The following is a 26,725-nucleotide window of genomic DNA, read 5'->3' as shown; positions in this document are numbered from 1 at the left end:
TCACACGATAGTCCATACGCTTCTCAATACCAGGACTTTTGCAGAATTTCCCTAGAATCGTGGGATAGGGATGTTCTGGATGGCGACGGGTAATGCAACGTAGATCTGTTTTTTGAGTAGCGCGCTGTATGGCGAGACTTGAAGCGGGTTAGAATAACGTTACGTTATTTTGAGATAATCCGCGACCATGCCAAACTGGAACAAAGATGCTGCGGTTAATCACCTTCGCTTGCATGCGCAACCGTCGAGCCATAGCCTGTGCGCTCGGTATGTTCGCGAAGCTGTTGGTGCTGGTGGCGTTGAACTGGAACATACGGTCGCTGCGCGTAATTACGGTGGACCGTTGCTTTCGGCAGGATTTTATCCGTTGCTGAGTTCGGCGCATCCGATGAAAGGTGATGTTGCGGTGATTCAACCGATTCCGGATCACCCGTATGGTCATATGGCAATGTTTGACGGAAATATCTGGATTTCTGATTTTAGGCAATATCACGGATATTACCCAAGCCAAGCGTATAGAGATATTAAACCTCCTGTTGTGATTTACCGACACAATTAAGCCATGACTAAATTTATTGCGTCATCAATGAAGTTGTGGCTTGCGCTGTGCTTTATTTTTTGCCAGACCCAGGCCTTTGCGCAGGTCAATGCCTCTACGCCTGAGGCGACTGCTAGGGCTTTCTATAGCTGGTACATACCGCGACTGGCTAAGGACGGCAATTATCCGTTGATGGATAAAGAGATATACCATTACGTAAACAAAGGCACGGTTGATTTGCTTCGGTTTGATTACAAGAAAAATAAATTCGCTGATCGCGCAGAGTATTTTACAAAATCGCAAGATTTTGACGAGAAAGATTGGTTAGCCAATATGACGCTACATCCAGCAATTACGCTTGATGACGTTGTTATCGTCCCCGTGACGTTCGGTTCTAAAGAAAAGAACACAGTCGTCGTTTTTTTAAGGAAAATTGACGGAGTGTGGAAGATTACGAAAGTGGATGATCTTGTCGATTATTCGTGACGGTGAACGAGCGACAGCGTCCGTAAGTCTGCCGTGCAAAAGCCCCGGAAAGTGGGGCTTTTTTGTGCGTGCGTCTTTGTCATCCGTGTTGTTGCGTAATTTCTAGTTGTAGTTGCGACCATGTGTCCGGTGTGAGGAATGACGCGTCGTTCGATGCCGGCTGAGGCCGCATGTCGGTTGTTGCTTTATTTGCCGTTGCTGGTATTCGCGTTCAAACGCAGTGAATCCCGTCTGGTCGCGTATTAGCTGGTGCTCGAGCCGTAGGAGCTTGAGGACGGCGACGGTCCGGAACGGAATGGCGGCTGTGCCGTTGAGCCAGCGCTGGATCGTTTTTTCGTGGCGTTGGAGGATGCGGCGTAGGTCTCGAGGCGGCTTTTTGGGGCGATTTGCTGTGTGAGTCACGTCTTTCGATTAGCTTATGAAGCGTGCAAATGTCGAGGCCAGATTGAAATGTCCGGGTTCCGGCTTTTTAGAAATGTCCGGTTTCAAGGTCCATAAATCTCTATCTGAAAGGGCTTTTAAACACCGGGCCAACCCGCGTTCCGGCGGTCGCGAGGATCGCGGCGTTCAGGTCTTCCCGCGTCAGTTCGCGCTGTGTCCGGGTGCCTACCTTGCGCTCCTTCAGGCGCGGCGCCTCGCCCTGGTTCGTCCTCGACGGCGAACCGGAGATACGCCGGTTATCACGTTGTGCCTGGATCACCTGCGCCATCTGCAACGTGTGTCCCAGCCGCTTGTTATCGACTACAGCCGCCTGGTCAATCTCGGAGAGCCGGTCATACGGCACACAGGGCAGGGCAGCGCCATTGACGCGGAGCTCGATGCGCCCGTCAGGGTACTCAAATACGTCCAGATAGCGGTGAATCAGGCTGCGGTTTGCAGCCGTGTCCTCAAGCAGATAGATCACCCGGTCATACTGCACCGTCAATACCTTCGACACGCGCCGCGGCACGCGACATGTCAGGATCAGATCGAGATCGTCATCCGCACGTAACGGCCGGTGTGCATCGAATGTGCTCCTGGGCACCTTGCCAAACCGGCCGTTGAAGTCAGCCATGAAGTGGGGCGCATAAGCGTTGGCCGCTTCCTTTGTGCTGATGCCGCGCAGGCGCAGATCCTTGACAAGCCGGTCCTGCAACGTCAGGTTTGCGCGCTCGACGCGTCCCTTCGCCTGACTGCTGTTCGCACAGAATGTGTCCACATTCAACTCGTACAGCGCCCGCCCGAACTGCGTCACGCCCTTGCCAGGCGTCGCTGAATGGCTGTTGCAATGAAATACGCTGGCCTTGTCGCTATACAGTGCCACCGGCTTGCCATGCTGTTCAAGGTAGTGGCGCGTCGCCTCGAAATAACTGAAAGTCGACTCGGTGGCCGTGAAGTGCAACTCCATCAACCGGCCTGTTGCGTCGTCGATGAATACCAGCAACGTGCACGCCGGCGCGCGCTCCTCAAACCACCGGTGATCGCTGCCATCAATCTGGATCAGTTCGCCAGACACGCGCGGCGGTTCCTCGGCTGATGAAGCTTCGCTGGCCGCAGCCTGCGGGGAATCCACAGCCCGGCCTCACGCATCCAGCGCGGCACGGTTTCCTTGCCCAGTACCATACCGTGGCATTCAGCAAGTTTCTCGCACGCCAGCGTCGGCCCGAAATCGGCATAGCGCTCACGCACCAGCGCCATGGCACGCGCCCGTAGATCGATGGGCAACTCACGGTTACTGGGCTGTCCACGTCGCGCCGATACCAGCCCGGCGGGACCAGCGGCTTCATAGCGCTTCACCAGCCGGCTGACCTGACGCTCACATAGCTGCAGGCGTTCGGCTGCCAGCACGATCGTCAGACCGTGCTCGACGACTGCCTCGATGACCTTCACACGCTCGAGCTCGTGCATGCTTATCGTGATGAATCCACGTCCGTTCATGTCCGGCTCCCGGGCTGTGCGTCATGCCTGAGCATGCGCCACAGCTACAGCCCGGGGCCGGGAACCGGACATTTCTAATGAGCCAGAACCAGACATTACTAAAAAGCTCTGACACGAAAATTTTCGCTAATTTATATTATGTCAAATTTGTGGTCCAAACTTCGCCGTTTGCGGCGGACAGCCAAGGCAACCTTTTCCGCAGCTCTGCTTCGACCGGCAGCAAGCTAGAAAATCCAGAATCTCCCGCTTCGAGACGCCTGCAACCAGCAGGCGTTTTTTTTGGACCTCGATCTTACGATAAACACGCCGACGACGCGCGTCATGAATACCGCGACGCGTGTTCCGGATAAACCAGTACAGATTTCGAATTTCCCCAACCACGACCGCTAACTCGGCAGCAGACACTGTTTCATGCGGCCAAAGCTCAAACTGAATCACATAACCTCCCGGACGAGCGTAAATCCGGGAGAACGTCCTCCAAACAGCGAAACTGAACCCTTTTTGACAATCTGATTCAATGTTTTAGCTGGTCAAATAGCCGCTGGTGCCGGAGGTAGGTCCGGTGCGTCATTGAGCCTTTGCTCCGCGTATCGCGCAACGACATGACCAAAATCCAGCAATCTCCCCTCGCCGTCGCGGCTTCGATACGCATCTCGCAACAGACGCAACTCATCCGAACTGACAGTGACTAGAAAATCTGCATCAAAGACCCTACTCACCGCATCTTCTCGAGCATTCCGTAACGACGGCGTATTGAGCGCCAGCAGGTTCATCATGTACTTCGCGGGTGAGTCCAAAGGATCGAGTGGCACGACATCACCCAACTGAGTGTAAATAAAGCGTTCCTCACAGGTAATATCCAGCGGGGATATATGCTGCTCCTCGTCGAACTTATTTCCCTTGGCGTGCCCGCAATGCAACGGCATCCCCGGATCCAGTTCCCGAAAACAGGACGCAAACAAATTGTCATAGCTCAGTTGAAGATGACTGTACTTGCCACGCTGCGGTCGAAAATGCTCAATGTGACTATCGTTGAGCCCGACAGAACGCCCACAATAACAGCAGACACCCCCTTGCTCGGCAAGTAACGCCGTGTGTAAGTCCCGTTTCTGAGGATCCCGCAAAACGGGATAAGTAGGCTCCCAATCGGCGTTAGCCGAAGCCTTCCAATCTTCAAATGATGTCGGCGGCAAACCTTTCGTCACGGACTTCATCGGCCAATTACCTCTTTGCGCTTAAGCAATGCCTCCGCGCCGGCCAACTCCGGTATTCCCGGCGCCGAAACCTTCAACTTGAGCAGCAAATTGCGTGCATCAGCAAGCTCGTTCCGCTCTAGGGACTCAAATAGCGCAGACACGATATCCTCGATCTCCGACGCGCGCGGCTTCGCTTCCATGATCTGATCGAGAACGCGACTCGAATCTAAACCATAGCTAACTTGCGGATGGCTCCATCCGTCCGCATGCAAAAGGAGAATTTGCTCGGGCTGAAGCTCGCCAAGCACCTGCGGTGAATGACTGGCCGCAATAAACTGCACGCGCGGAAACGCAGCCGACAACCCCTTAGTGAGAAGGCGCTGCCATTTCGGGTGCATATGGACATCCAACTCATCGATAAGCACCACACCAGGCGTCTCTTTCGTAACCGCTAGGCCAAGGTGCGGATTCAGCAAGCACATGCGTCTCGCGATATCCGCAACCAGAGCGACGGCCACTCGCTGACCATCACTGAGATTTCGAAAGGGAGTGGGGTCAGCAGAACTCCACTCAATTAACAAGGTTTTCTGCGAAAAATCGTAACGCAGTCCCTCAACCCCCTCAACGACAGTAGACAGCGCGAGGTTCGCCAAAGCGAGTTCATCGTCATCAACTGCGCTCCACTGGATAGATCGGTCAGAAGCAAACTGCAACCGCTCCAGACTTTTGCCAAGAGCCCACTGTTGCAACCCTGTCGAATCGGACGCGGCATCCCACCAGCGCTGGTATCCGTCCGTTCGAGACGGCGGATCGCTAGCAGCAGCTATCTCATTGGGCTGGGAGGGGGGCCACTGGCGATAAGCGGGATAGAACGCGATAAGCGGAAGCGTGTGTTGTGCCGCGGTATCACCCGACTGCTGCATGCTCGTCCACACTTGCCCCGGAATTTGTCCGCCAAACTGCGAAGAATCTGGCTGGCTGGTCTTTGTCGCACTCCATTTACTGCTTTTCCCGAACGCTTCCCCAGTTGCCGTCACCTTGACGGGATACTGTGTCTCGAAACGGTATCGCCCTTCAAAGTCATCACGCTGGATCCGCACCGCATCGCGGTCGTGCAGCGGCATAACATTTCCCGCACGCATAGGCATATATAGGGTCAAGCACGCCAACGCTTCGCTGATACCTTTCAATAGCGACGTCTTGCCACTGCCGTTGACGCCAGCGATGACATTGAAGCCGGGCCGAAATGACACGTCGAATTCCCGATAACAGCGGTAGTTTTGCAGCTCAATTCGATCCACTCTCATGTCAAAAATCCTTTCCGGGGGAAAACGTCAAAAGCCGTACGGCCCCATTATCCTCGACAGAACGTCTGACGGCAGAAAATCTAACAGCCTGCGATTGTCGTTGCCCCAAATGCCGGACATCGCCACGCGCCCACAATCGAGCCCCATCGGGGCGCGATAGTCCGCAAACAGCAGCTTTGCAGTGAGGGGGGGCCTGCCCAGCCACAACGCTTGCGTTCTGCCCTCGCGCTACCACCCGCTACTCGGTCCGGCAGGCCGCGCTGAGCCGCGCGATAACCGTTCGCACTTCGCAGCACCGCCGCACCCGTACCAGCGACTCCGACCAGGTGCCGGACACTCCTGACGCTAGACGCCCGAAACCACGGGTGCGATACACTCACCGCAAAACAACGCAGACCGGGGATCTGTGTAGCGGTAGGCGTCTGTTCAAGACCGGGCGCACCGATGCCCGGATCGGGACCGATATTGATCTGTGCACCGCTGCCCGGATTGGTCGCGACCGGCACAGACGATGCAGGATTTGACGCCGCAGGAACGGACGTATCAAAAGGCGTAGAGCTTGACCCACCGGCCGTCGTGCCCGCACCACCGGTAAAGCTGCCTACGGTCGGCCACGATGCGCCAATCGAAGATTCAACGCCCGCAGCCTGGGCACCGGTTACCGGCGCATTCACAGGATACGGAAGCCCCTGATACCCTGGCTGTGATGCGACCGACGACCACAACGCATCAACGGTTGCAGCCGCCACTTTTGGATTCAATGAGTCGGCCTGATCTGCAGCGCTGGTGCCAGCGGCAGCAACTGCTGGCGATGTTGTTACGGGTGGAGGTGGTGGCGGGGGTTGTTGGGGCGCAAAGGCAGTACATCCACCGCTCGCCGTACCCATACCGGACGGGCAGGTCGGGCCCGTCCACTTCTGTCCGGACGAGGCGACCGTAAAGCTCGGTTTTCCTTCAGTACCCGCCTGGTTAGTCTGGGTACCCGTGCAGACGGCCTGATTTTCAAACGGCTCAGTGAGGGCACATTTGATGCTCCAGCTTCGCAACCCGGCCTGCTCCATAAACGCCTCACCCGCAGCATCCGCCGACGAAGCAGTAATCTGCATGATGTACCAGTACACCACCCCGGCCGACAGCGGGGCGTACGGCGACACCGTCCCACCAACGGGCGACCCTCCACCACCTGGAGGCGTACCCGAAGGTGGCGCATACACCGACACTGTTCCATCGTGATTGAATTGCCACTGCGTCAACGTATCGTTGCCAAGCGTCACCGGCACCGCACCAAGGACTGCCCCAATCCCGGCAGCCGCAGCGACAGCACCCCATGACACCGCCCCCAGCGCCGTCCCCGCAGCAGACGCAGCCGCAGCAGCAAGCGCCGCAGCACGCGCACCGATTGCAGCAGCCGTTGCAGCGATACGCGGGTCCGCTGCAGCGAAGCCGTTAGCCGCCGCATTGGCCGCGACCAGCGCCCCGAGCGTCGACCCGAACGACGCGGGAGGCGTCTGTGCATACGCCACCTGATGCGGCCCGGTGAACAGCGCACCGAACAGCAATACAGGACACACCGCAATCAACGAACGCACACGCATATCACCCCCTCATGCCCTGAATAACTGCCCATCCACTGAGCAGGCCCCACACGAACATCACGATGTACCAGGCCGTGTTTGAGTCCATCGCTACACCCCGTAGCTGGAAGAAAAAAGGGCGAGCACAAGGCCCGCCCCACCTCACGCAGGCACCCGGAATCAGCCCCCGCGCACCATGCCGATGACGATCTTCGCGCCACGCGTTGCCAGCACCACACCGACCACGAGCGCAGCAATCGACAGCACCGCCGCGATGGTCGTGGTGAAGTCGACACCGGCCAGCAGCGCCGTGTAGTCCGGACCCGCCGTTGCCGCGTTTGCAGCAGGCGCAACAGCCACGCCCGCACCGATTGCCACAGCCACGCCAGCAGCACGAGAGAGAACACCCTTCAAACCGAACATAGAACCTCCTGTTTGCAGAAAAACCGGGAAGCGCCCGGTGCGCATGTCACGCTCGCCGCAGAAAATTGACGACCGTTCCAATCCCTAAACACGCGAAATACAGACCGACAACCGAGGTAAACGCGACGCTCCAGAAACCGAACGCCTGCGTGTAGTCGAACGGCGTTGCGATGGCATCGAAGTAGCCCGCGCTTGCCGGATCGACCACATACGCCTGCACGGTGCTGAGATACAGCGGGTTCGCCTATGCGACCGGTCTGCGCGCAAGCGAGCTGGTCGGCGCCACGCTCGGCAATATCGAAACGGACGCCCACGGTGACCATTGGGTGAGCCTTATCGGGAAAGGTCACAAGGCGGGTAAGGTCGCGTTGCCGCCGCTCGGCCGCGCAGCGCTGGATCGCTACCTGGCGGAGCGACGGTTACCGGTTACACCGGTGCGATGGCGCCCGGATACGCCCCTGATCGTCAGCCTCGAGCAAGACAGCGTGGCCAGCATCAGTGCGGTGCGGCTCTGGAAAGTCATGCAGCGCTTCTTCGAGAAAGCGGCCGAAATTGTAGAGGCGGATTATCCCGCCCTCGCGGAGAAACTGCGCAGGGCCAGCCCGCACTGGATGCGGCACACGCACGCGTCTCATGCACTCGCGCGCGGTGCGGAACTGACGACCGTGCGGGACAACCTGCGTCATGCGTCGATCTCGACGACGTCCATTTACCTGCATAGCGATGAGATCAAGCGAGCCCGGCAGATCGCAGGAGCTTTCTCGTTGAGGAAATGAAGACCACGTGATTATCCGGCGGCAACGTGCTGCCCGGAATGCTGACGTTCATTGAGCGAAAGATGCTCTCTGGGCACTCACGGTGCTGGTAACTGGAGGCTATGCTCCTGAGAGAAATACTTGATTGAGTGTTTTTTCAGGCATGTACTGGCTAGCTGAGATTTCCGAATCGGCGATTCGGAAATCTCAGCCAGGATATCCGCTCAATTTTTGGAGCACGCCGCAGCACAATCGCTGCCCCTTACGGGCACTGGAAATGGTCAGTTATCGCGGTAAACCGCATCGGGCTTAAAGGGGGCCCAGCTTGAGCAGACTCGTGAGACGCGTGACGCTGACCCGACGAAGCTTGCTGCGCGGTGCGACGCGCAACAACCACGTCAGACAACCATATCCATTGCCGCTGCGACTAGACGAAAGCGCCAGATTTTGCATCGAAAGGACGCGGTATCGAGAAATTGCAGCGTATTCAAGCATTTGATTTTTAAAGGAAAATTAAAACAAACCGCCAGATTTTGCACGAAAAGGACGATTACCCCAACTGAGTGACATCGAAATGGCACGCTAGCGGATTGGCGAGGTAGCCATCCGCAACCGCGGAAGTCCCCCCGCAGCTCGTCAGTACTGCATGACTCATCGCCGACAGCGCAGTCGACGTGAGCAGAGACGCTGGCTGTTTCGCCGGAAGCACCCCGCCCCACATGAAACTCTCCATCAGATGGCTATAGGCCATCCCCGGCGATCCCGCATGAATGCCGTCATAGTCGGCGGGAAAATATTCGGCTTCCTCCATCCCCTCGGCGCCACCGGTCGAACAGCCCTCGTAGTACGCGTGCTGCGCACCGTGCCCGTAGTACGTTTGCGTGATCGCTTTGGCTGCAATCGTCATTAGATGAATCGACGTATGGCCCCAGTCGCTCAACTGAACCGGGTTGTTCATCCACGTGAACGTCGTGGAAGCGATGTGTCCGGTGTCGGTTCCCGCCGCGACGAACCCGCGCGCGGCGGCTGACACGATTCCGCTGTACGGGATTACGCCGCCGAAGCCTCCCGAGCCCACTCCAAACAGACGGCCGTTCCAGCCGCTTTGCGGCAACCACACCTCTATCCCCACCTGCTCTCCGGGTTGCGTGCTGACGGTCGCGACCACGCGGCAGGTTGGCGCAGCCAATGAGCCGGAAGTACCGGTGATGGACTTGAGATCCGTGCCCGCGGGTATCAACGTGGCGGTCGTGATCGTGGTGTTGGCGATCTGCGTATGCAACAGGCTCGCGCAGTCGGGTGCGATGGCGCTGGCCTCGATTCCATCGCTGGAGCAGCCTGAAAGCGCGGCGACAGACACCACGACCGCGAGAGATATCAACCCGCTCAGATGCCCGCGAATACCGCACGTTGCACGACGGCATAACTGCGTCACGACATCGCGACCGACGCGACGCCACACGAACACCGGGATTCGCGGCATGATTGTCTCCGATTTGTTGTAGATAGCCGGAGCAAGCGTAGAAGTCGCGCATCGATCAAACAATTGAAATGATTTTATGGCAGCAATCACGATGTGTGATCGATGCACAAGGCGGGTCATCGCCCGTTGAGTCGATCCGACCGGCGATGTCAGCTGTTTCAGGGACAGACATTGCGGCGCAAGCCAGGTTTAATGGTCGCCGATGTCGATTGGATCGTCTGGACGCGATATGTCTTTTCCATAACGCGGCCTGGTTCAATCTGAAACCGCAACCGTCGCCACCATCGCCCCGTCAATCGATGCTGGTCCCCATCCAACGTTCGTGAACCATCGATGTCGAAATGAGCTCTGCACACGCAGCAACACCCTTCTGGCTCTGGATCGTGCTCGCGCTGGTCATCTGGCGCGCGGTTCGTTCGTTGCGCCCGAGAATCATGTCGGTGACCAGACTATTGATCTTCCCCGCGCTGTTTTCGGTCTGGAGTCTGGGCAACATCGAGCAGCGCGTCGAAGGGCACGCGGTTTCCTTCGTGCTGTTGCTGATCGCGATCGCGGTCGGTTTGTGGGCGGGCTGGATCGTTGCCACTGCGGGCGCAGTCCGTGCCGATCACGAACGCAAGCTGATTGAGCGACCCGGCGGAATCGTTCCGCTGATCGTCGTGCTGGTCAGTCTTGGCGGCAAGTTGCTGTTTTTCTCTGGAGGCTCGCCAGGCACGGTGGGCATCCTGTTCTCGATCGTGCTTCTAGGCCTGCTGTGGGGACGCACGCTGCACTACGGAATCCGCTATATGCAGGCGCCTCAGACGCCGCTGGGCATGGCGCTCAGCTGAACTGAACTCACGCGCCCCACGCGATGCAACAAACGTAGCCCGCCCGCCCATCGATCCAGCGAAAACAGAGCGGCTGCGGTGCGCGTTCCAGCGAACGCACCTGCAGACACTGCACTTCGTCCGAGCGAGGATCGACGGTTGTGGCGCGCAGCACATCGGCAACCGCAATACCGAGGCCCGTCGCTTTCAGCAGCGCTTCCTTGGCGGTCCAGCAGCGCAGGAACATCTGCGGTTGCACATCGTCCGGCATGCTGTCGACCTGCGTGTATTCATCCGCACTAAGCGCAACTTCCGATATTTCCCGCCAGTCCAGCGCGGCATCGAGTTTCTCGATGTCGACGCCGACCATGCGTTGCGCCGACAGCGCAATCAGCGCCTGGTTGCCCGAATGCGACACGTTGAACGCAAGTGTCGGGTAATCGCGCAACGATGGCTTCCCGTGTGCATTGGTTTCGAATTGCAACGCTTGCGCAGGCTCCCCCGTGCGCGCCGCGAGCAGCGCGCGCAACATGTGGCGGGTGACGATAAAGCATGCGCGATCCACGAGACGGTGGAATTGGCTCGCGCGCTGCAATTCGGCGGCGTCGAGCGTATGCCGCATCGGCAGTAACGCGGCTTCGTCTTGCGGGATATCGAGGCGCCACAGTTCAACGTCGAGCGGAAGATCCGCGTGCGCGACACGTGTGGCGATAGCGGGATCCAGTCTCACGCTTCCTCGTCCTCTTCCAGCCCCGCCAGCAGATCGTCGACCGCGCGATACACACGCTCGACAACCTCGGGCCCGACCTTGCGCTCCAGTTCGCGATAGTTCGCCTCGAGGTCTTTCGATATCACCCGCACGAGATCGATACTTGCGTCGGTCAGCTCGACAAGCACGCGGCGTTGATCGTCAGCGAAGCGTTCTTTTGTAACGAGCCCGAGGCTTTCCATACGCGCAAGCACCCCCGCCATACTCGGACTCGAGATCGTACAGATGTCGGAGATCTGGCGCGGTTCCATCGGCCCCTGCTCATTGAGCGCGCGGATGATGCGCCATTGCTGTTCGGTCAACCCATGTGCGGTAATCAACGGGCGAAAGCGCTCCATCATCTTTTCGCGTGCGCGCAGCAGCAACATCGGCAGGTTGCGGTGCGAAACGAGCGTGGCATCGGTGACTGGCATGACGGGACCGTTCAATAGCAGAGGAAAGACGGGTGGGCATTCAGCGGTGGAGCGACGCTCTCTGTCAGCTTCGGGGAAAACCCGTGCATGAAGAAAAGTCTGTTGACCGCCAATCTGAGCAGGCTCAATAATACTAACATGTTAGTGTTTCGCCAAACCGCGATGCGCTACCCCTTGTTTGCAGACGTTATTGAACCTCATGTTCGCACTTGCCGACTATCTGTTTCACGTTGAAGGTGACCCGCTACCGCGCGATACCGATGCGCAGACAGCGGCCGCGCTGCTGTCGCAACGTGTGACGTGCGCGGTCCCCGTGACGGGTATGGTGTACGGCACACTGCTGAACGACCGTGCGGCGTTGTCCGCACTCGGCGATGCTGTGCATGAGGCACCCTACAAGGCTCCCCCTAAAGCGCCGATTCTCTACGTCAAGCCGCGCAACACGCTGACCGGTCACGGCACGTGCGTCACCGTGCCCGAAAACGTTGCTGGTGCGAGCGGGCCTGGCATCGAGGTCGGTGCATCGCTGGGCATCGTGATTGGGCGCACGGCAACGCGTATTACCGCCGCCGATGCATTCGAGTACATCGCCGGGTACACGATCGTCGCCGATCTCAGCATTCCACACGCAAGCGTGTATCGCCCATCGGTACGTTTTCGCGCACGGGATCGCTTCTGCGCGATCGGCCCCGCTATCGTCGCGCGGCGTCACGTCGCGGACCCGGACAATCTATCGATTGCGGTTCACATCGAGGGGCGTGCGCCTTTCGTCGCGAACACGGCGACAACCGTGCGCAGCGTCGCGCGACTGCTTGCCGACGTCACGGAGTTCATGACGCTGTCCGCGGGTGATGTGCTCACGTTGGGCGTGCCGTACGGCTCGCCTGTTGCGCACGCCGGCGATACCGCGATCATGACGATAGCGGACTGGCCGGCGCTGCGTCTGTCGTTCGTCGGCGCGGATGCCATGCAAGGAGACCGGTCATGATGCGCGCCCGCGTCGCCTATGCCGGCGCTATTCATGAGGCGCATCCTGCCGGCAACGGCGTGCAACTCGCCGATGGCCGCGTGCTGCGTGAAGAAGAAGTCGTATGGCTCGCGCCGTTCGAGGTCGGCACGATCTTCGCGCTCGGCCTGAACTATGCGGAGCATGCGAAAGAGCTGCAATTCTCGCAGCAGGAAGAGCCTCTGGTTTTTCTGAAAGGCCCTGGCGCGGTGCTTGGACATCGCGGCTTCACACGTCGCCCCGACGGCGTAGCCTTCATGCATTACGAGTGCGAACTCGCTGTCGTGATCGGCCGCACGGCACGCAACGTCGCGCGCGATGCGGCAATGGCCTGTGTAGCCGGCTATACGATCGCGAATGACTACGCGATCCGCGACTACCTCGAAAACTACTACCGCCCCAACCTGCGCGTTAAAAATCGCGACGGCGCGACCGTGCTCGGCCCTTGGCTCGTCGATGCCGCCGATATCGCGGACGTCACGCAACTCGGTTTGCGCACCTATGTGAACGGCACGTTGCAGCAACACGGCAATACGCGCGATCTCGTCACCGATATCCCCGCGCTGATCGAATACCTGAGCAGCTTCATGACGCTGGCACCTGGCGACGTCATCCTGACCGGCACGCCGGAAGGCGTCGTCAACGTCGAAGCCGGCGACGAAGTCGTCTGCGAGATCGACGGACTGGGGCGGCTCGTCAACACGATTGCAGCGGATGCGGTGTTCGGTCGCCGCCAGGCACGGCCCTGATCCGCTTCGCTCCCCGAGAACAAGGACATTGCCATGCGCATCGAACATCTGATCAACGGCCGCGAGCAAACGGGTGCCGACTATTTCGAAACCGTCAACCCGGCGAATCAGCAGGTTCTCGCCGAAGTTGCGCGCGGCACAGCGGCCGAAGTCGATGCCGCGGTGCATGCGGCAAAAGATGCGTTCCCCGCTTGGGCAAGCAAACCCGCGGCCGAGCGTGCCAAGCTGATCCGCAAGCTAGGCGAGCTGATTGCGAAGAACGTGCCGGACATTTCCGCCGCGGAAACCAACGACACCGGCCAGACCATTTCGCAGACGCGCAAGCAGCTCGTGCCGCGTGCAGCCGATAATTTTCATTACTTCGCGGAGATGTGCACACGGGTCGACGGCCATACGTACCCTACCGATACGCATCTAAACTACACGCTGTTCCACCCTGTCGGTGTGTGCGCGCTGATTTCGCCATGGAACGTACCGTTCATGACGGCAACATGGAAGGTCGCGCCCTGCCTCGCCTTCGGCAATACCGCAGTCCTGAAGATGAGCGAGCTGTCGCCGCTCACGGCTTCGATGCTGGGCCAGCTCGCACTCGAGGCCGGCATTCCGGCCGGCGTGCTCAACGTCGTGCACGGCTACGGTAAGGAAACCGGCGAGCCGCTCGTCGCGCATCCGGACGTGCGCGCCGTGTCGTTCACCGGATCGACGGCAACGGGCAACCGGATCGTGCAGACCGCGGGCTTGAAGAAATTCTCGATGGAACTCGGCGGCAAGTCGCCGTTCGTGATTTTCGACGACGCCGATTTCGAACGCGCACTCGATGCGGCAGTTTTCATGATCTTCTCGAACAACGGCGAGCGCTGCACCGCGGGTTCGCGGATTCTCGTGCAACGCTCGATCTACGCGCGTTTCGCCGAGCGCTTTATCGAACGCGCGAAGCGCCTCACGGTCGGCGATCCAATGGCGGACAGCACGACTATCGGACCGATGATCAGCCAGGCGCACCTCGCCAAAGTGCGCAGCTATATCGAACTCGGGCCGAAGGAAGGCGCAACGCTTGCGTGCGGCGGGCTCGATGTGCGCGATCTGCCCGATGCGTTGCGGCAAGGCAATTTTGTGCCGGCCACGGTATTCGTCGATGTCGACAACCGGATGCGTATCGCGCAGGAAGAGATCTTCGGCCCGGTCGCGTGCCTGATTCCGTTTAACGACGAAGCCGATGCAGTGCGACTCTCGAACGACATCGCCTACGGTCTGTCGAGCTACATCTGGACCGAGAATGCCGGTCGCGCGCACCGTGTTGCCGCTGCGATCGAAGCCGGCATGTGCTTCGTCAACAGCCAGAACGTGCGCGATCTGCGGCAGCCGTTCGGCGGGACGAAGGCATCGGGCGTGGGTCGCGAAGGCGGCACCTGGAGCTATGAAGTGTTTCTCGAACCGAAGAACGTGTGTCTGTCGCTCGGCTCGCATCACATTCCGCGCTGGGGCGTATAACCGATCGGCACGCGCATCGCGTTACCACGCGGCGCGTCACTGGAGACATCGATGGGCAAGCTCGCGCTGGCGGCCAAAATCACGCATGTGCCGTCGCTGTATCTGTCGGAGCTGGACGGTCCGCACAAAGGCTGCCGCCAGGCGGCGATCGACGGTCATCATGAGATCGGTCGTCGCTGCCGCGCGCTCGGCGTCGATACGATCGTCGTGTTCGACGTGCACTGGCTCGTGAACAGCGAGTATCACGTGAACTGCGCACCGCATTTCGAAGGCGTCTATACGAGCAACGAGCTACCGCATTTCATCCGCAACATGCCGTATGCGTATCCGGGCAACGTCGAACTTGGTCATCTGATCGCGGACGTCGCCAACGAAATGGGCGTGAAAAGCCGCGCGCACAGCGAGACCACGCTCGAGCTCGAATACGGCACGCTGGTGCCGATGCGCTACATGAATGCGGATCAGCATTTCCGCACGGTATCGGTGGCCGGCTGGTGCATGTGGCACGACCTCGCAACAAGCGCCCGCTTCGGCCTCGCCGTGCGCAAGGCTATCGAGGAACGTTACGACGGCACGGTCGCGATACTTGCAAGCGGCTCGCTGAGCCATCACTTCGCGGACAACGGCACCGCCGAGCAGTTCATGCACAAGGTCTGGAGTCCGTTTCTCGAGCAGATGGACCGCAAGGTCGTCGATCTCTGGGAGGCCGGCGACTGGTCGACGTTCTGCGCGATGCTGCCGCTCTACAACGAGAAATGCTGGGGCGAAGGCGGTATGCACGATACTGCGATGCTGCTCGGTGCACTCGGTTGGGACCGTTACGACGGCAAGGCCGAAGTGATCACGCCGTATTTCGGCAGCTCGGGCACCGGCCAGATCAATGCGGTTTTTCCGGTGACGCCGTTACCCGCCTGACCCGATCGCGACCAGAAACGAAGGAGTTCGCCATGCCCCATCTGACGCTCGAATACAGCGCAAACCTCGCCGACGATACCCGCCTCGGCCCGCTCTGCAAAGCGCTCGCACACAGCCTCGACGGACAACGCGACAGTGATGGCGGCGCACGCGTTTTTCCGACCGGCGGCATCCGCGTGCGGGCGATTCGCTGCGAGCATTACTGCGTTGCCGACGGCCGGCCCGACAACGCATTCCTGCATGCGAACCTGAAGATCGGCGCGGGCCGCTCCGAAGCGGTCCGGCGCGCGACCGGCGACGCGCTGTTCGAGATCATCAAACAGCACTTCGCCGCCGACTACGAGCAACGCGGCCTCGCGCTCTCGCTTGAAATCAACGAGTTCGGCGAAGCCGGCACGTGGAAGCACAACAACCTGCACTCCCGGCTTAAGGCCTGAGTGAGCACACTGCCGCACGGGACCCTCATGCTAGACGAACAGACTATCCGCGACCTCGCCGCCCAGCTCGATCACGCCGAGAAAAACCGCACGCAGTTGCGCCATTTCTCGCGCACCTATCCGCAGATGACCGTGCAGGACGGTTATGCGATCCAGCGCGAATGGCTGAAACTGAAACTGGCTGAAGGACAGGTCGTGAAGGGCCGCAAGATCGGACTCACCTCGCGCGCCATGCAACGGGCATCGCAGATCGACGAACCCGACTATGCACCGCTGCTCGACAGCATGTTTATCGAAAACGGTCAGGACATCCGTGCGGATCGCTTCATCGCGCCGCGCGTCGAAGTCGAACTGGCGTTCATCCTGAGTCGCCCGCTAACCGGCCCGGGCGTGACGCTGTTCGACGTGCTCGACGCGACCGCGTGGGTCACGCCGGCCGTCGAGATCATCGATGCACGCATCGAGCAGTTCGATCGCGAAACCAAAGCGCCGCGCAAGGTCTACGACACGATCTCCGACTTCGCGGCGAACGCCGGCATCGTGCTGGGCGGTCGGCCGATCCGGCCGCTCGACGTCGATCTGCGCTGGGTCGGCGCCCTGCTCTATCGCAACGGCGCAATCGAGGAAAGCGGGCTCGCGGCGGCCGTGCTCAATCATCCGGCGACCGGCGTGGCGTGGCTCGCGAACAAGATCGCACCGTACGACGAACATCTGAACGCCGGCGACGTGATCCTGAGCGGCTCGTTCACGAGTCCGATTCCGGCGCGCGCCGGCGATACCTTCCATGTCGACTACGGGCCGCTCGGCGCGATCGGTCTGAACTTCGTCTGAGCGCATCCAGTACGGCATCAGAACTGATAGTTGATCGACATGTCCGCCACCCCATTCGTCGAACGCTGCGTGATCGGACTATGCGCTGCACGACCCACTAGCTGTTCGATCGCGCCGTCGGCGGTCATGAACCAGTGCTTGTTGATGAACCAGATCATCGTGATACCGGCGCCGACCGACTTGAGCCCTGCATTGGCCGAATAGCTCGGGTAGCCTGAGCGCGCGGACTGCGCGCCGGTCACGCCGAACCAGCGGTTCATGTAGCGCGAATCCGCAAAGGTGGCGGTCGGTCCGCCGAACCAGAAGAACTTCTTCGAGCTGCCGGGCAGCGGCATATACGCGCTGATGTCGCCGATCCATCCATCGGTGCCCCCGAGACTGCGTCGCAAATCCGCGCGCAGCACGAGCGGAAAGTCTTTGGATATGACGTAGTCGGTGGCGATCTTGATCTCGGCTGCCGGGTTGATATTGCCGAGGCCGTTCAGGTGCTGCTGATCGTCGGCGGCGCGGCGCCCCAGGTCGTAGGCAATCGCAATGCTCGTGCGCCAGTGGTCGGTGTTGATCACGTTGGCGCCGACGCCCTCGCCGGTCGACGCGAAAAACAGATCGCGATAGCGCAAGTCGATACTCGGGCCTGCCAGCACGCGGTAGCGGTCCGAGCCATCGGAGCGCGGCTGGAAGGCGGCCGCCGCGCCGAAACTGAACTGCCAGTTGGGTGTGCTGGCTGGATCGGGGTCAAACATTTTTTGCAGCGGCACTCCGGCCGAATACTGCCATTCCGCGAGCGGTGAAGGCGTCTGCGCGTGAGCGGGCGCCATCGCCACACCGCAGCCGCACGCGATCGTCCACACGAGCACGCGTGGCGTCGGCTTGCAGGTCGGTTTTTTCCTTGTTATCCACATTCCACGAACTCCCGGCTACGCGCCGTCAACTCTTGCATGCGAGCGATCGGCAAAAATGGCATCGGGCGGCGCCATGATGCGGCGCTACGGTTGCCATCACGTAACAACGACACGGCGCAATGCAGAAGTTGCCGCGGCCGGAATGCGCTAACAGCGATTTCGCTTCAAACAGGTCAGATTTGCGCGTCCGGCTGTCGCATTCAAGCAAGTGGTGTACCTGGCGCGAACACGTGTGACTCAACTCGCGAGGCCCGGCAGGAATATCTCGGAGAGAATCGCCGAAGGCGCACGCCACTGGTCTGGGGAGTTGTAGTTGCCCGAAGTCACGCACAACACGAAATCGAGTCCGGGAAAGACAAAGAGCCGCTGCCCGCCGTTGCCGATCGCCGCGACGAAACGTTCGCCGTAGCTACCGCCCTTGCCTTCCTGCAATGCCTCGCCGACGTACCAGAGGTAGCCGTAATGCAGCCCGGGATAGCCGATATCGACGAGCGCAGCCGGGCGGAAACTCTCGTGCAGCCACCCGGCCGGCACGACCGTCTTGCCGTTCCACTGGCCGTCGGCGAGCACCATCTGACCGATCCTCGCCAGCTCGCGTGGCGTCAGCCGGAGGCCGGACGCCGCGTACACTTCGCCATCGGCGTCCTTGGCCCATTCCGTCGAACCGATCCCGAGCGGTGCAAAGAGCACCTCGCGCGCGAAGTCGGGCAAGTTGCGGCCCGTTCCCTTCTCGATGATTTTCGCCACCAGTGCGACGTTGCCACCGCTATAGATCCAGCCCTTGCCCGGGTCGCCGACCACCGGACGGGAGAGCACGTAGCGGTATCGATCGGCGGCGGCGTCCATCGCGGTCTCGCCGTTCGCTGGATCGGTGTACGGCAGCTTCTCGTTCCATTGCATGCCGAGCGTCATCGACAGTGCGTCGCGGATGGTCAGGCGGGCGCGCTGCGGGTCGGCGGCGAGATCGGGATACTCGGGGAACTGCGCAAGCAGCGACTGTTCGACTGCGGGAACCTGGCCGCGGGCGAGCGCGATACCGTACAGCAGCCCGACGATGCTCTTCGTCACCGAGCGAATATCGTGCAGTGTGTCGGGACCAAACTCGACCTCGCCCAACGGGCCGCGCCGGCTCGCATCGTCGCCTTTGAAGTAGCGCTCGAAGACGATGTGGCCATCTCGTAGCGCGACCACGCCGTGCACCCCGGCAAGCCGGCCGCTTGCCTCGAGCTTGTCGAAGCGGCCCACGAGACCCGGTTTGAACCCGGCTGCTTCCGGTGTGATGATTTGCCAGTCGGTTGCGGCAGGAACCGCTGCCTGCGTGGGTGTGGCCAGTAGCGTTAGCGAATTCGCAGCGCACATTGCGCCGAGGTTTTTCAGAAACGTCCGTCGACTGGCGGTGTTCATGGGGCGATGTCTCCTGGAAGAAATCGTGCAATCCGCGTGTCGCTGCGCGCGCAACGTTTGCGGTGAGCCAGTCTAGCAAATACCGTCGGGTCGATCATCAACGTCGTGCGCGGCGTCGTCAATGAACTGCCCACGTCCGCCACATCTGCCGGTAGGCGCGCTCTACCTGGTACGCGAAGCGGCTACCGTCCATCAGCGGCGATGCTTCAAGGCGCGTACGCAAACCGCTGCGCAGCGCCGACAGCCGCGGCAGATCGCGCGCCAGTTCGACGGCGATTCGCACGAATTCTTCGTCGGTATACGCCGCAAGTTCGGACAGGCCGAGATTCGCGAGCTGGCTCAGGCCGCCGCGACCGACCGCTGTCTGTCCAACCCGCGTGACGACCGGCACGCCCATCCATAGCGAATCGAGACTGGTTGTGTGGCCGTTGTAGGGAAACGTGTCGAGACCGAGATCGATGTCGTGATACGTGGCCAGATACGCTGCGCGCGGTCGGAACGGTACGAAACTCACGCGCGCAGTGTCGATGCCCTGCGCGTCGGCACGTTCGACGAGCCGTTCGCGGCCCTCGCCTGCCGCCGACATCAGCACCAGTCGCGCGTACGGCAACGCTTGCATGACACCGGCCCACATCGCCAGCGTGCGATCGGTCAGCTTGCATGGGTTGTTCAAACAACCCAATGTCACCGCACCGTTAGTCACGCGCTTCGATGCGGGCAACGCGTTGACCGCGGGCGTGTCGGTCAGCGGGTCGTAGCACCAGAACGACTCCAGCGCGCGGACCGATTGCTCGCTGTAGTGGCTATCGTGCCAGGACGGATCGAGATGCGCATCGGTCAGTCTGTAATCGATCGCGTCGATGCCGGTCGTGCCCGGATAGGCGAGCCACGCCACCTGCACCGGCGCTGGTTTGCGCACAAACAGCAACGGGCGCCCGTCGGCCATATGCATCGTCAGATCGATCAGGATGTCGATGCCGTCGGCGCGGATCGTCTGCGCGAGCTGTTCGTCGTCGAGCGTGCGTACGTCGCGCCAGACGTCGGCATAAGCGGCGATGCGCGCCGTGACCGCGTCCGGCCGCTCGACGCTCGAATAGCAGACGATCTCGAACGCGTCGTGATCGTGATGCGCGAGCAACGGAATTGTGAACAGCGCCTGGCAATGGTCGCGGAAATCGGCGGAGACATAGCCGATGCGCAGTCGCCGGTTGGGCGCACGATCGTTGCCATGCGGTTTCAGCGTGGTTCGCAAAGGGTCTTCGTGCCGCGCCGACCAGCGACGCGATTCGTCGCGCACCGTCTGCGCGTCGTCGCAGCGGAACGTCAGCGCATACAGCAGGTTGCTGTGCGCGATCACATTGTCCGCATCGCAATCGAGCGCACGCCGGTAACTGGCGATCGCATCGTCGAGCGCGCCGCCGTCCTTCAGCACGTTGCCGAGATTGTTGTGACTGACTGAATGCGTCGGATCGATCGCTAGCGCGCGGCGCAGGTATGTTTTTGCGTCGTCGGTTCGACCGAGTGTGCGATACAGGTTGCCCAGGTTGTTGCAGGCAGCAATGCTGTCGGGACGCAGCCGCAACGCACCGGCGAATGCGTCGGCCGCAGCCGCGAATTCGCCGAGCGAACGGTGCGCGTTGCCGAGGTTGTTGTGCGCGTCCGCGTGATCGGATTTCAGCTCGATTGCGCGACGGTACTGGACGATTGCATCGCGCGGACGACCGGTTGCGTGGGCGGCATTGCCGAGGTTATACGCGGCCTCCGCCGAAGTGGGATCGAGTTCGACTGCGCGTTCCAGCAATGCCAACGCCTGCGCATACTCGCGCCGTTCGCATAGCGCCACGCCAAGATTCACATGTGCCGCTGCATTGCGTGGGTCGCTTTGTACTGCCTTTCGGAGCCACATGGTCGCTTCGTCGAGGCGCCCGGATACGCGCAGCACACTACCCAGGTTGGTCAGCGCGTCCGCGTTAGCGGGTTGCACGGCCAGCGCGCGACGATATGACTGTTCCGCTGCGCTCAGGTCACCAAGATGCCGATATGCATTGCCAAGCTGATTCAGCGCCTCGATGCATGCAGGGTCGAGATCGAGAACGCGAAGCCACGTATCGACGGCTGCGCGCATGTCGCCTTTTGCCTGCAGAGTATGGGCCAGGACGAAAAGTATATCGACGGATGCCGGTTGTCCGATGAGCAGATCGCGGCAGACGTCGATTGCGTCGTCGAAACGCTGCAATGCGACGAGTACCTGAGCGCGACCGAAGCGGTAGCGTGTCTGATGCGGCTCGCAGGCAAGCGCGCGCTCGACCGATATAAGCGCGCGCCCGGCGTCGCCGCATTGCAGGTCGAGGATACCCAGTCTGAAGCTCGCGTCTGCATGCGCAGGTCGCTCGGTGAGCACGGCTTCGTAGAGTCTACGTGCCGTAGTCAGATCGCCGGACAGGTGATGGGTTTTCGCCTGTGCGAGTAAAGCGGCGATGCCCTCTTCCGTTGCGCGTGCATCCGGATTCGCAGCAGCGGCCGGCCAGTTACTCATGCAGCGGGTGTACCCATGCGCGACGCCTGCAGCCGTTCAAAAGCATCGACGATCGGTTGCACGAAGGCATTCTTGTGCGCAAGCGGACCATCGGCCGCCTCGCGATGAATCAGCATCGTCGCGTTTGCTTCGAAGACGAAAACCCGTCCATCGGGCAGCAACGTAAAGTCGATGCCGCCATAGTCCAGATCGAGCCGGCGCCCGATCGCCGCGATTGCCTTCGCCGCGCGTTCACCAAGCGCCGTTCGCGGGTCTTCAAGAAAGCGTCGTTCCTCGTCGATCTTCGAGCGGTTCACCGTCATATCCGCGGAAAAATAATGCACCATCCAGTGCGACGAGATCGCGAGGTGATAGGGAAACGGCTCGCGATCGACGAACACCGTCCGGTACTTTCGGTAATGGCCGTCCGCGCTGCGAAAGTCGATGAATTTCGTCAGATAGCACGGTGCGGAGAGCGCCTTGAGCGCGCTCCATAGTGTGTCGAACGATTCATGCAGCACGAGTCCGTCGCCGCCGTGCGTAGCAAGCGGACGCATCAATAGCGGAAAACCGATGCCCGCAACCTCGAGCCGCTCGGCCAGCGTGCGGTATGAAGCGGGCCGCGCTTCGACGCGAATGCACGGCGCGGTCACGACGTTGTCGATGCCGGCCAGCAACAACGCCATCCGGTGACGCTGCGTACGGGCAACCCTGTCTGGCCGGTTCAGCATCGCCTGCCCGCAGCGCTGCGCAAAACGCTGCAACCGTGCGGTGAGCGGCTGCGCGACGTCAGGCTCGCCGATTGCGTTGAACACGAGATCGAACGGCGGTAGTTGCGCGTCTTCTGTGTCGTGCGCGTAGTCGATCGCGTACTTGATGCGGTAGGTGGTATCGGGCGGCAGCAAGGTTTCGAACGGCACATTGCCGCACGCGTGCCCCGAACACAGGATCAGCAGATGCCGCCGCGCATTCTGTGCCGGCTCGATAAACACGCGCTGCAGGCTGTATGCACGCGAGCGGTGTTGCTGGGCATCCGCAGCCTGCCCTTGCGCTTCGAAAATCGCGGCGAGATTCTGGTGGGCGATCGCGAGATCGGGGTGCACCTTCAGCGCGTGGCCATACCAGTGCTTCGCCGCGTCGTGCTCGCCCTTCATGTAGTAGACCGTGGCGAGGTTGTAGAGCGGAATGGCGGCAAGGCTGGGCTCGCCGGCAGCGATCGTATCGAAGGTGGCGAGAGCGATGCGGTGTGCGAGAAAACCGGTGTCGTCGCCCGCCGCTTGCAACGCTTGCGCCAGCGCGGCATGCAACGCGAGATTGAGCGGATCGTCGTCGAGTTGTCGAGCGAGAGCGGTCACGGCGGTCGGCGAGTCTGGCGCCCCTGCGACGGCAACGGCATCGTCGCACGCGGTGTGGAGTGTGCTCATACGTGCTGCAGCGAGAATTCGGTTAGCGTGTCGCACAGCATGTCGACTGCAGCTTCCGTCACCGCGTTGTACAGCGACGCGCGCAAGCCGCCGATCGAGCGATGTCCTTCCAGTCCGACAATCTGCCGCTCGCTCGCCGCTTCCAGAAACGCGCCATCGAGCCGGCTATCGCCGAACGTAAATGCAACGTTCATCTGCGAGCGCCACGGCGGCTGCGCATGGATCATGACTGCGTCGCCGAGCGCGTGCAGCGTGTCGTAGAGCCGCACGGCCTTGCGCGCGTTGATGCGCTGCATCGCCTCGAGTCCGCCGATCTCCGTACGCAACCAGCGCGTCACCAGCGCCAACACATAGATCGCGAACACCGGTGGCGTGTTGTAGTTCGAACCGTGGGCGATATGCGTGCGGTAATCGAGGATTGCAGGGAGTCCGTCGGGAATGCGTTCGAGCATCTCGCGATGAATCGCGGCAACCGTGACGCCGGCCGGTCCGAGATTTTTCTGCGCATGGGCGTAGATCATCGAGTAGCACTCGGTGCGCACCGGTTTCGACAGAAAATCCGACGACATGTCGGCGATCAGCGGTACCGGCAACGTATGTTCTCGCGCGGGAAACTGCAGACCTTCTACCGTCTCGTTCGTCACGTAGTGCAGATACGCCGCCGATGCTGCGACGTTCAAAGCGTCGAGATCAGGCAAGCGGCAATAGCCACTACTGCGGCCATCCCACGCAATCTTTGCGGCCCCAACACGTGTCGCTTCTTCTGCGGCCCGCCCGCTCCAGTAACCCGACGCGATGTATTCGGGCGCACCGGCATTGCCCATGGCGCCGGGCGCGAAGTTCATCGGGATCATCGCGAACTGCAGGCTGCTGCCGCCTTGCAGGAACGTCACCGCGTAGTCGTCGGACAGCGCGAGCAGCGTACGCAGGTTCTGCTCCGCTTCATCGAGGATCGCGCGAAACCACGCCGACCGATGGCTCATGCCGAGCACGGAGAGCCCGGTTTCCGGCAACGCCACAATTGCCTCGCGGGTTTGCCGTAAAACCGATTCCGGCAATACGCCGGGACCGCCGGAGAAATTAAGGGCATTGGTCATCGTCGGGGACCGGAATAAATTCGTTAGCTCGATGCAAGCAAGGCCGCGCGTGGACGCACGACGAACCGCACTGCCGGTCCAGACTAGCAACGCGTTTCGTCATGCAAACAATCGATGAAGGGGGTGAAGCGCCGTCAATTCGGCGATATAGGCGGGATTGCGTAGAGCGAAGGCGCAGATCGCGGCTTTTGTCCGGCCACGTGGTTGCTCGACATATAGGCGCAGGTCGCGAGCGATCCTCGATACTTGCGGATTACGCCAGAACAGCTTTCAAATTACTTCCGTCAGCAGCGGGGAATTTTGCTAACTGACAGCTACGGAGATGCTGGTTGCCGTGTCGGGTGCCCAGTCGCAACGCTGCGACAGGCGCACAAAGCACCCGCCCCGTCACGCCCTTAGCAAGACCCTACCCTCCACTTCGCTGAAGAACGATGCTTTGATCGAACGATCCCCACACCGCTATCGAGCGAGGTCTGCTGTTATCCCAACTCCTGATCGGTGCTGTCACAACGCCGGACAGACTGCTTGTCAGCGCACTGCCGGGGAAGCTGAGCGCAAGCCCGCTAAACCGGTTGACGATGCGATACGCGAAGGCATCGCCGGTGACGACTTTCTGGAAATACCACTGCTGCTGCACCGACGAACCGGCCGGCGAGAGTTTGACCGGTGCGCCCCAGGCTCGACCCGCGTCGCTATTGTCCACGCCAAGGTAAGCACCGTCGATCGAGATCGTGAAGAATCCATCGCCCGTCGCTTTGAACCCCCACGCGCCAGATGCGAGTGCCGGCACATTAGCCAGTGGATTGCCCGGATGTGCAATGAAGTATTCGCCGTTGGGCGAGTCAGCGGTAATCGAGTGACCAGCGGCATCCGCGTAGTAGACCGGTACGGGATCGGTCGACGGATCGAGGTGTGCGGTGATGTCGATATATTCGCCGTCGGACTGCGAGCAACTGAACGCGCAATAGGTACGGAAGGTCTGGCCGAGCGGGCTGGATGACGTTTTCGTTGCGGTGTCCACGAACCATCTGTACCAGGAGGCCGAACTGTACGGGACACTACCGGCATAAGTCCATTGCTGGGTAGCAAGATCACTCGACGTATAGAGTTTTAGCGTCGTGGCAGGCAGGCCGTAATCGAAACTGGGGGTTCCGGGCTTTGAGATCGTTCTGTCCTCGGCTACCGCGATGTACTTCTGCAGATAGACGTTCCATGAAATGCTCATAACCCGCAGCGTTGCGTTGGTGTAGCCCGCGTCAAGCAAACTGCCTGTGTTGCCCGTGGGGGTGACAAAAGTCTCGCTTCCGGTGGCGTCGGCCGCGGGACCGCCCTGAGCAGTGAGATCGACAGACGGGCCCTGAATATTCGATTCGAGCGAGCTCGACACAGGGGCGCGCGCGCAGGGAGTCGTAGCCGCGCTCGATGCGTCGCAAGTCCAGTTCGTTCCCAGTACCTGTTGCCATTTCCCGTTGTAGAACTTCTGCCACGACGAAGACGTCATCTTGCGGCTAATCGGCGCTCTTGCGACATGTGCCCACATGTAGTTGTCAAAGCCAGACGGAGCGCCGTTCTGACCGAGTATTCGACTCGTATAGAAGATATAGAAATATCCCGATGCGTAGTCGACGAACAGCCGGGGGTCGCCGTCGCCATAGTAGTAGTAAGGCGTATGAGGGTCGCCTTTGCCGTACGGCGAGGTCACGATCGGAGACTGCAGGGTCCAGCTCGCCCCACGGTCTCTCGAGATAGCGTAGGAAATCGCGTCGACCCGCGGATTCGTGCCGAACAACTCGTTATGCACGATGCCATACCAGTCCCCTGTATCGGGATCGACCCAGACGCCGATCATGTCGCAGTAGTCGGCCTGCGTATAGGAGGTTTGCGATTTGACCGGTTTTCCGAACAACTCGATTGCTACCGGGTTACCGTCGTTGCAAAGCACGCGTGTATCGTACTGGGAGTGAGCCTGCGACAGCGAAACGGAGTCGGCATTTGCGCCGCTATAGAAATCCCACACGTGATCGGCAGGGACATCGTCGTACTGCGAGTAGGCGTTTTCGAGGAAGAACGTGCCATCCCTATCGATGAAGAGCGAGTTGGGGCTATCCGAGTAGATGCTCATCGGTACCGGCGCCGACGCATGGAACGTGACGGCCTGCGCGGGCGCGGCCTGCAGCAGCCCGAGCAGGATCGCTCCCAGTGCGGTCAGCGAAATACGGCTTCCAGATCGCTTCATGATTCCCCTCGTTTCCATAGAATCGACGTACATCGGTAGACATGGCCG

24 protein-coding genes and 2 pseudogenes are annotated in these 26,725 nt (G+C 60.6%); 11 read left to right on the top strand and 15 right to left on the bottom strand.

Annotation, left to right across the window (positions count from 1 at the left end; all coding sequences use genetic code 11):
- Positions 1–187: 187 nt before the first annotated feature.
- Together M0D65_RS27935 and M0D65_RS27930 are read left to right on the top strand one after the other, a co-directional pair.
- On the top strand, positions 188–559 hold the full coding sequence (locus tag M0D65_RS27935; protein WP_266255454.1) for a CHAP domain-containing protein: 372 nt from the start codon (positions 188–190) through the stop codon (positions 557–559).
- A 3-nt stretch (positions 560–562) separates the two neighbouring features.
- Positions 563–1,024 carry a DUF3828 domain-containing protein gene (locus M0D65_RS27930; protein ID WP_266255453.1) on the top strand — a complete coding sequence of 154 codons (462 nt, stop codon included), beginning with the start codon at positions 563–565 and terminating at the stop codon, positions 1,022–1,024.
- Between the two features lie 502 nt (positions 1,025–1,526).
- Here M0D65_RS27930 and M0D65_RS27925 read toward each other — a convergent pair.
- Positions 1,527–2,941, bottom strand: a pseudogene (locus tag M0D65_RS27925) (ISNCY family transposase).
- Positions 2,942–3,018: 77 nt separating this feature from the next.
- Between M0D65_RS27925 and M0D65_RS27920 the strand changes: the two are divergent.
- Positions 3,019–3,291 carry a hypothetical protein gene (locus tag M0D65_RS27920; protein ID WP_266255452.1) on the top strand — a complete coding sequence of 91 codons (273 nt, stop codon included), beginning with the start codon at positions 3,019–3,021 and terminating at the stop codon, positions 3,289–3,291.
- 180 nt (positions 3,292–3,471) lie between these two features.
- Here M0D65_RS27920 and M0D65_RS27915 read toward each other — a convergent pair whose 3' ends face one another.
- From M0D65_RS27915 to M0D65_RS27895, 5 genes are all read right to left on the bottom strand, one after another.
- Positions 3,472–4,155 (bottom strand): retron system putative HNH endonuclease, encoded by a 684-nt coding sequence (locus tag M0D65_RS27915; RefSeq protein WP_266255451.1) that lies wholly within the window; start codon positions 4,153–4,155, stop codon positions 3,472–3,474.
- Entirely contained in the window at positions 4,152–5,444 is a 1,293-nt protein-coding gene (locus tag M0D65_RS27910; protein WP_266255450.1) for an AAA family ATPase, read from the bottom strand. The genes M0D65_RS27915 and M0D65_RS27910 overlap by 4 nt, the downstream gene beginning before the upstream one ends.
- Before the next feature lie 80 nt (positions 5,445–5,524).
- Positions 5,525–7,039 carry a hypothetical protein gene (locus tag M0D65_RS27905; RefSeq protein WP_266255449.1) on the bottom strand — a complete coding sequence of 505 codons (1,515 nt, stop codon included), beginning with the start codon at positions 7,037–7,039 and terminating at the stop codon, positions 5,525–5,527.
- A 159-nt stretch (positions 7,040–7,198) separates the two neighbouring features.
- Positions 7,199–7,441, bottom strand: a complete 243-nt coding sequence (locus tag M0D65_RS27900; protein ID WP_266255448.1) for a hypothetical protein — start codon at positions 7,439–7,441, stop codon at positions 7,199–7,201.
- 46 nt (positions 7,442–7,487) lie between these two features.
- The gene (locus M0D65_RS27895; RefSeq protein ID WP_266255447.1) at positions 7,488–7,649 is read right to left on the bottom strand and encodes a hypothetical protein; all 162 of its coding nucleotides are present in this window, start codon (positions 7,647–7,649) and stop codon (positions 7,488–7,490) included.
- A 16-nt stretch (positions 7,650–7,665) separates the two neighbouring features.
- Here M0D65_RS27895 and M0D65_RS27890 point away from each other — a divergent pair.
- A pseudogene (locus tag M0D65_RS27890) lies at positions 7,666–8,217 on the top strand (tyrosine-type recombinase/integrase); the annotation flags it as partial.
- A 529-nt stretch (positions 8,218–8,746) separates the two neighbouring features.
- Here the strand turns inward: M0D65_RS27890 and M0D65_RS27885 are convergent.
- Positions 8,747–9,679 carry a tannase/feruloyl esterase family alpha/beta hydrolase gene (locus M0D65_RS27885; protein WP_266255446.1) on the bottom strand — a complete coding sequence of 311 codons (933 nt, stop codon included), beginning with the start codon at positions 9,677–9,679 and terminating at the stop codon, positions 8,747–8,749.
- Positions 9,680–10,020: 341 nt separating this feature from the next.
- Between M0D65_RS27885 and M0D65_RS27880 the strand changes: the two genes are divergently transcribed.
- A complete protein-coding gene (locus M0D65_RS27880) occupies positions 10,021–10,509 on the top strand; it encodes a hypothetical protein (RefSeq protein ID WP_091016783.1) in 489 nt (162 codons plus the stop codon).
- Between the two features lie 7 nt (positions 10,510–10,516).
- On the opposite strand, the gene M0D65_RS27875 is transcribed toward M0D65_RS27880, so the two are convergent.
- Together M0D65_RS27875 and hpaR are read right to left on the bottom strand one after the other, a co-directional pair.
- A complete protein-coding gene (locus M0D65_RS27875; protein ID WP_266255445.1) occupies positions 10,517–11,218 on the bottom strand; it encodes a 4'-phosphopantetheinyl transferase superfamily protein in 702 nt (233 codons plus the stop codon).
- Positions 11,215–11,625 (bottom strand): homoprotocatechuate degradation operon regulator HpaR, encoded by a 411-nt coding sequence (gene hpaR / locus M0D65_RS27870; RefSeq protein WP_091016904.1) that lies wholly within the window; start codon positions 11,623–11,625, stop codon positions 11,215–11,217. Before hpaR ends, M0D65_RS27875 begins: the two co-directional genes overlap by 4 nt.
- Before the next feature lie 244 nt (positions 11,626–11,869).
- On the opposite strand from hpaR, the gene M0D65_RS27865 reads away from it, so the two are divergent.
- The 6 genes from M0D65_RS27865 to hpaH are packed head-to-tail and all read left to right on the top strand — an operon-like array spanning position 11,870 to position 17,099.
- On the top strand, positions 11,870–12,658 hold the full coding sequence (locus M0D65_RS27865) for a fumarylacetoacetate hydrolase family protein (protein WP_266255444.1): 789 nt from the start codon (positions 11,870–11,872) through the stop codon (positions 12,656–12,658).
- Positions 12,655–13,425 (top strand): fumarylacetoacetate hydrolase family protein, encoded by a 771-nt coding sequence (locus M0D65_RS27860; protein ID WP_266255443.1) that lies wholly within the window; start codon positions 12,655–12,657, stop codon positions 13,423–13,425. The genes M0D65_RS27865 and M0D65_RS27860 overlap by 4 nt, the downstream gene beginning before the upstream one ends.
- A 33-nt stretch (positions 13,426–13,458) precedes the next feature.
- On the top strand, positions 13,459–14,916 hold the full coding sequence (hpaE, locus tag M0D65_RS27855) for a 5-carboxymethyl-2-hydroxymuconate semialdehyde dehydrogenase (RefSeq protein WP_266255442.1): 1,458 nt from the start codon (positions 13,459–13,461) through the stop codon (positions 14,914–14,916).
- A 51-nt stretch (positions 14,917–14,967) separates the two neighbouring features.
- A complete protein-coding gene (gene hpaD, locus M0D65_RS27850; RefSeq protein ID WP_266255441.1) occupies positions 14,968–15,831 on the top strand; it encodes a 3,4-dihydroxyphenylacetate 2,3-dioxygenase in 864 nt (287 codons plus the stop codon).
- Positions 15,832–15,863: 32 nt separating this feature from the next.
- Positions 15,864–16,268 (top strand): 5-carboxymethyl-2-hydroxymuconate Delta-isomerase, encoded by a 405-nt coding sequence (locus tag M0D65_RS27845; RefSeq protein ID WP_266255440.1) that lies wholly within the window; start codon positions 15,864–15,866, stop codon positions 16,266–16,268.
- Positions 16,269–16,295: 27 nt separating this feature from the next.
- Complete coding sequence (hpaH, locus tag M0D65_RS27840; RefSeq protein WP_266255439.1) at positions 16,296–17,099, top strand: 2-oxo-hept-4-ene-1,7-dioate hydratase; 804 nt, start codon at positions 16,296–16,298, stop codon at positions 17,097–17,099.
- A gap of 17 nt (positions 17,100–17,116) precedes the next feature.
- On the opposite strand, the gene M0D65_RS27835 is transcribed toward hpaH, so the two are convergent.
- From M0D65_RS27835 to M0D65_RS27810, 6 genes are all read right to left on the bottom strand, one after another.
- Positions 17,117–18,001 carry a MipA/OmpV family protein gene (locus tag M0D65_RS27835; RefSeq protein ID WP_266255438.1) on the bottom strand — a complete coding sequence of 295 codons (885 nt, stop codon included), beginning with the start codon at positions 17,999–18,001 and terminating at the stop codon, positions 17,117–17,119.
- Positions 18,002–18,238: 237 nt separating this feature from the next.
- Complete coding sequence (locus tag M0D65_RS27830; protein ID WP_266255437.1) at positions 18,239–19,405, bottom strand: serine hydrolase; 1,167 nt, start codon at positions 19,403–19,405, stop codon at positions 18,239–18,241.
- Positions 19,406–19,523: 118 nt separating this feature from the next.
- Complete coding sequence (locus M0D65_RS27825) at positions 19,524–21,941, bottom strand: tetratricopeptide repeat protein (RefSeq protein ID WP_266255436.1); 2,418 nt, start codon at positions 21,939–21,941, stop codon at positions 19,524–19,526.
- On the bottom strand, positions 21,938–23,344 hold the full coding sequence (locus M0D65_RS27820) for a hypothetical protein (RefSeq protein ID WP_266255434.1): 1,407 nt from the start codon (positions 23,342–23,344) through the stop codon (positions 21,938–21,940). Before M0D65_RS27820 ends, M0D65_RS27825 begins: the two co-directional genes overlap by 4 nt.
- Positions 23,341–24,441: a 3-phosphoserine/phosphohydroxythreonine transaminase gene (gene serC / locus M0D65_RS27815; protein WP_266255433.1), complete on the bottom strand. Its 1,101-nt coding sequence runs from the start codon at positions 24,439–24,441 to the stop codon at positions 23,341–23,343. The genes M0D65_RS27820 and serC overlap by 4 nt, the downstream gene beginning before the upstream one ends.
- Before the next feature lie 406 nt (positions 24,442–24,847).
- Entirely contained in the window at positions 24,848–26,677 is a 1,830-nt protein-coding gene (locus M0D65_RS27810; RefSeq protein ID WP_266255432.1) for an RICIN domain-containing protein, read from the bottom strand.
- Positions 26,678–26,725: the final 48 nt, after the last annotated feature.

The sequence above is a fragment of the Paraburkholderia sp. CHISQ3 genome (genome assembly GCF_030464945.1).
In the GTDB taxonomy this organism is placed as follows: Bacteria; Pseudomonadota; Gammaproteobacteria; order Burkholderiales; family Burkholderiaceae; genus Paraburkholderia; species Paraburkholderia megapolitana.
This window is presented reverse-complemented; position numbering and strand designations above follow the sequence as displayed.

Coding starts and splice junctions, on each gene's coding strand:
- M0D65_RS27935 (WP_266255454.1), top strand. CDS start 188: ATGCCAAACTGGAACAAAGATGCTGCGGTTAATCACCTTCGCTTGCAT.
- M0D65_RS27930 (WP_266255453.1), top strand. CDS start 563: ATGACTAAATTTATTGCGTCATCAATGAAGTTGTGGCTTGCGCTGTGC.
- M0D65_RS27920 (WP_266255452.1), top strand. CDS start 3,019: ATGAGCCAGAACCAGACATTACTAAAAAGCTCTGACACGAAAATTTTC.
- M0D65_RS27915 (WP_266255451.1), bottom strand. CDS start 4,155: ATGAAGTCCGTGACGAAAGGTTTGCCGCCGACATCATTTGAAGATTGG.
- M0D65_RS27910 (WP_266255450.1), bottom strand. CDS start 5,444: ATGAGAGTGGATCGAATTGAGCTGCAAAACTACCGCTGTTATCGGGAA.
- M0D65_RS27905 (WP_266255449.1), bottom strand. CDS start 7,039: ATGCGTGTGCGTTCGTTGATTGCGGTGTGTCCTGTATTGCTGTTCGGT.
- M0D65_RS27900 (WP_266255448.1), bottom strand. CDS start 7,441: ATGTTCGGTTTGAAGGGTGTTCTCTCTCGTGCTGCTGGCGTGGCTGTG.
- M0D65_RS27885 (WP_266255446.1), bottom strand. CDS start 9,679: ATGCCGCGAATCCCGGTGTTCGTGTGGCGTCGCGTCGGTCGCGATGTC.
- M0D65_RS27880 (WP_091016783.1), top strand. CDS start 10,021: ATGAGCTCTGCACACGCAGCAACACCCTTCTGGCTCTGGATCGTGCTC.
- hpaR (WP_091016904.1), bottom strand. CDS start 11,625: ATGTTGCTGCTGCGCGCACGCGAAAAGATGATGGAGCGCTTTCGCCCG.
- M0D65_RS27865 (WP_266255444.1), top strand. CDS start 11,870: ATGTTCGCACTTGCCGACTATCTGTTTCACGTTGAAGGTGACCCGCTA.
- M0D65_RS27860 (WP_266255443.1), top strand. CDS start 12,655: ATGATGCGCGCCCGCGTCGCCTATGCCGGCGCTATTCATGAGGCGCAT.
- hpaE (WP_266255442.1), top strand. CDS start 13,459: ATGCGCATCGAACATCTGATCAACGGCCGCGAGCAAACGGGTGCCGAC.
- hpaD (WP_266255441.1), top strand. CDS start 14,968: ATGGGCAAGCTCGCGCTGGCGGCCAAAATCACGCATGTGCCGTCGCTG.
- M0D65_RS27845 (WP_266255440.1), top strand. CDS start 15,864: ATGCCCCATCTGACGCTCGAATACAGCGCAAACCTCGCCGACGATACC.
- hpaH (WP_266255439.1), top strand. CDS start 16,296: ATGCTAGACGAACAGACTATCCGCGACCTCGCCGCCCAGCTCGATCAC.
- M0D65_RS27835 (WP_266255438.1), bottom strand. CDS start 18,001: ATGTGGATAACAAGGAAAAAACCGACCTGCAAGCCGACGCCACGCGTG.
- M0D65_RS27830 (WP_266255437.1), bottom strand. CDS start 19,405: ATGAACACCGCCAGTCGACGGACGTTTCTGAAAAACCTCGGCGCAATG.
- M0D65_RS27825 (WP_266255436.1), bottom strand. CDS start 21,941: ATGAGTAACTGGCCGGCCGCTGCTGCGAATCCGGATGCACGCGCAACG.
- M0D65_RS27820 (WP_266255434.1), bottom strand. CDS start 23,344: ATGAGCACACTCCACACCGCGTGCGACGATGCCGTTGCCGTCGCAGGG.
- serC (WP_266255433.1), bottom strand. CDS start 24,441: ATGACCAATGCCCTTAATTTCTCCGGCGGTCCCGGCGTATTGCCGGAA.
- M0D65_RS27810 (WP_266255432.1), bottom strand. CDS start 26,677: ATGAAGCGATCTGGAAGCCGTATTTCGCTGACCGCACTGGGAGCGATC.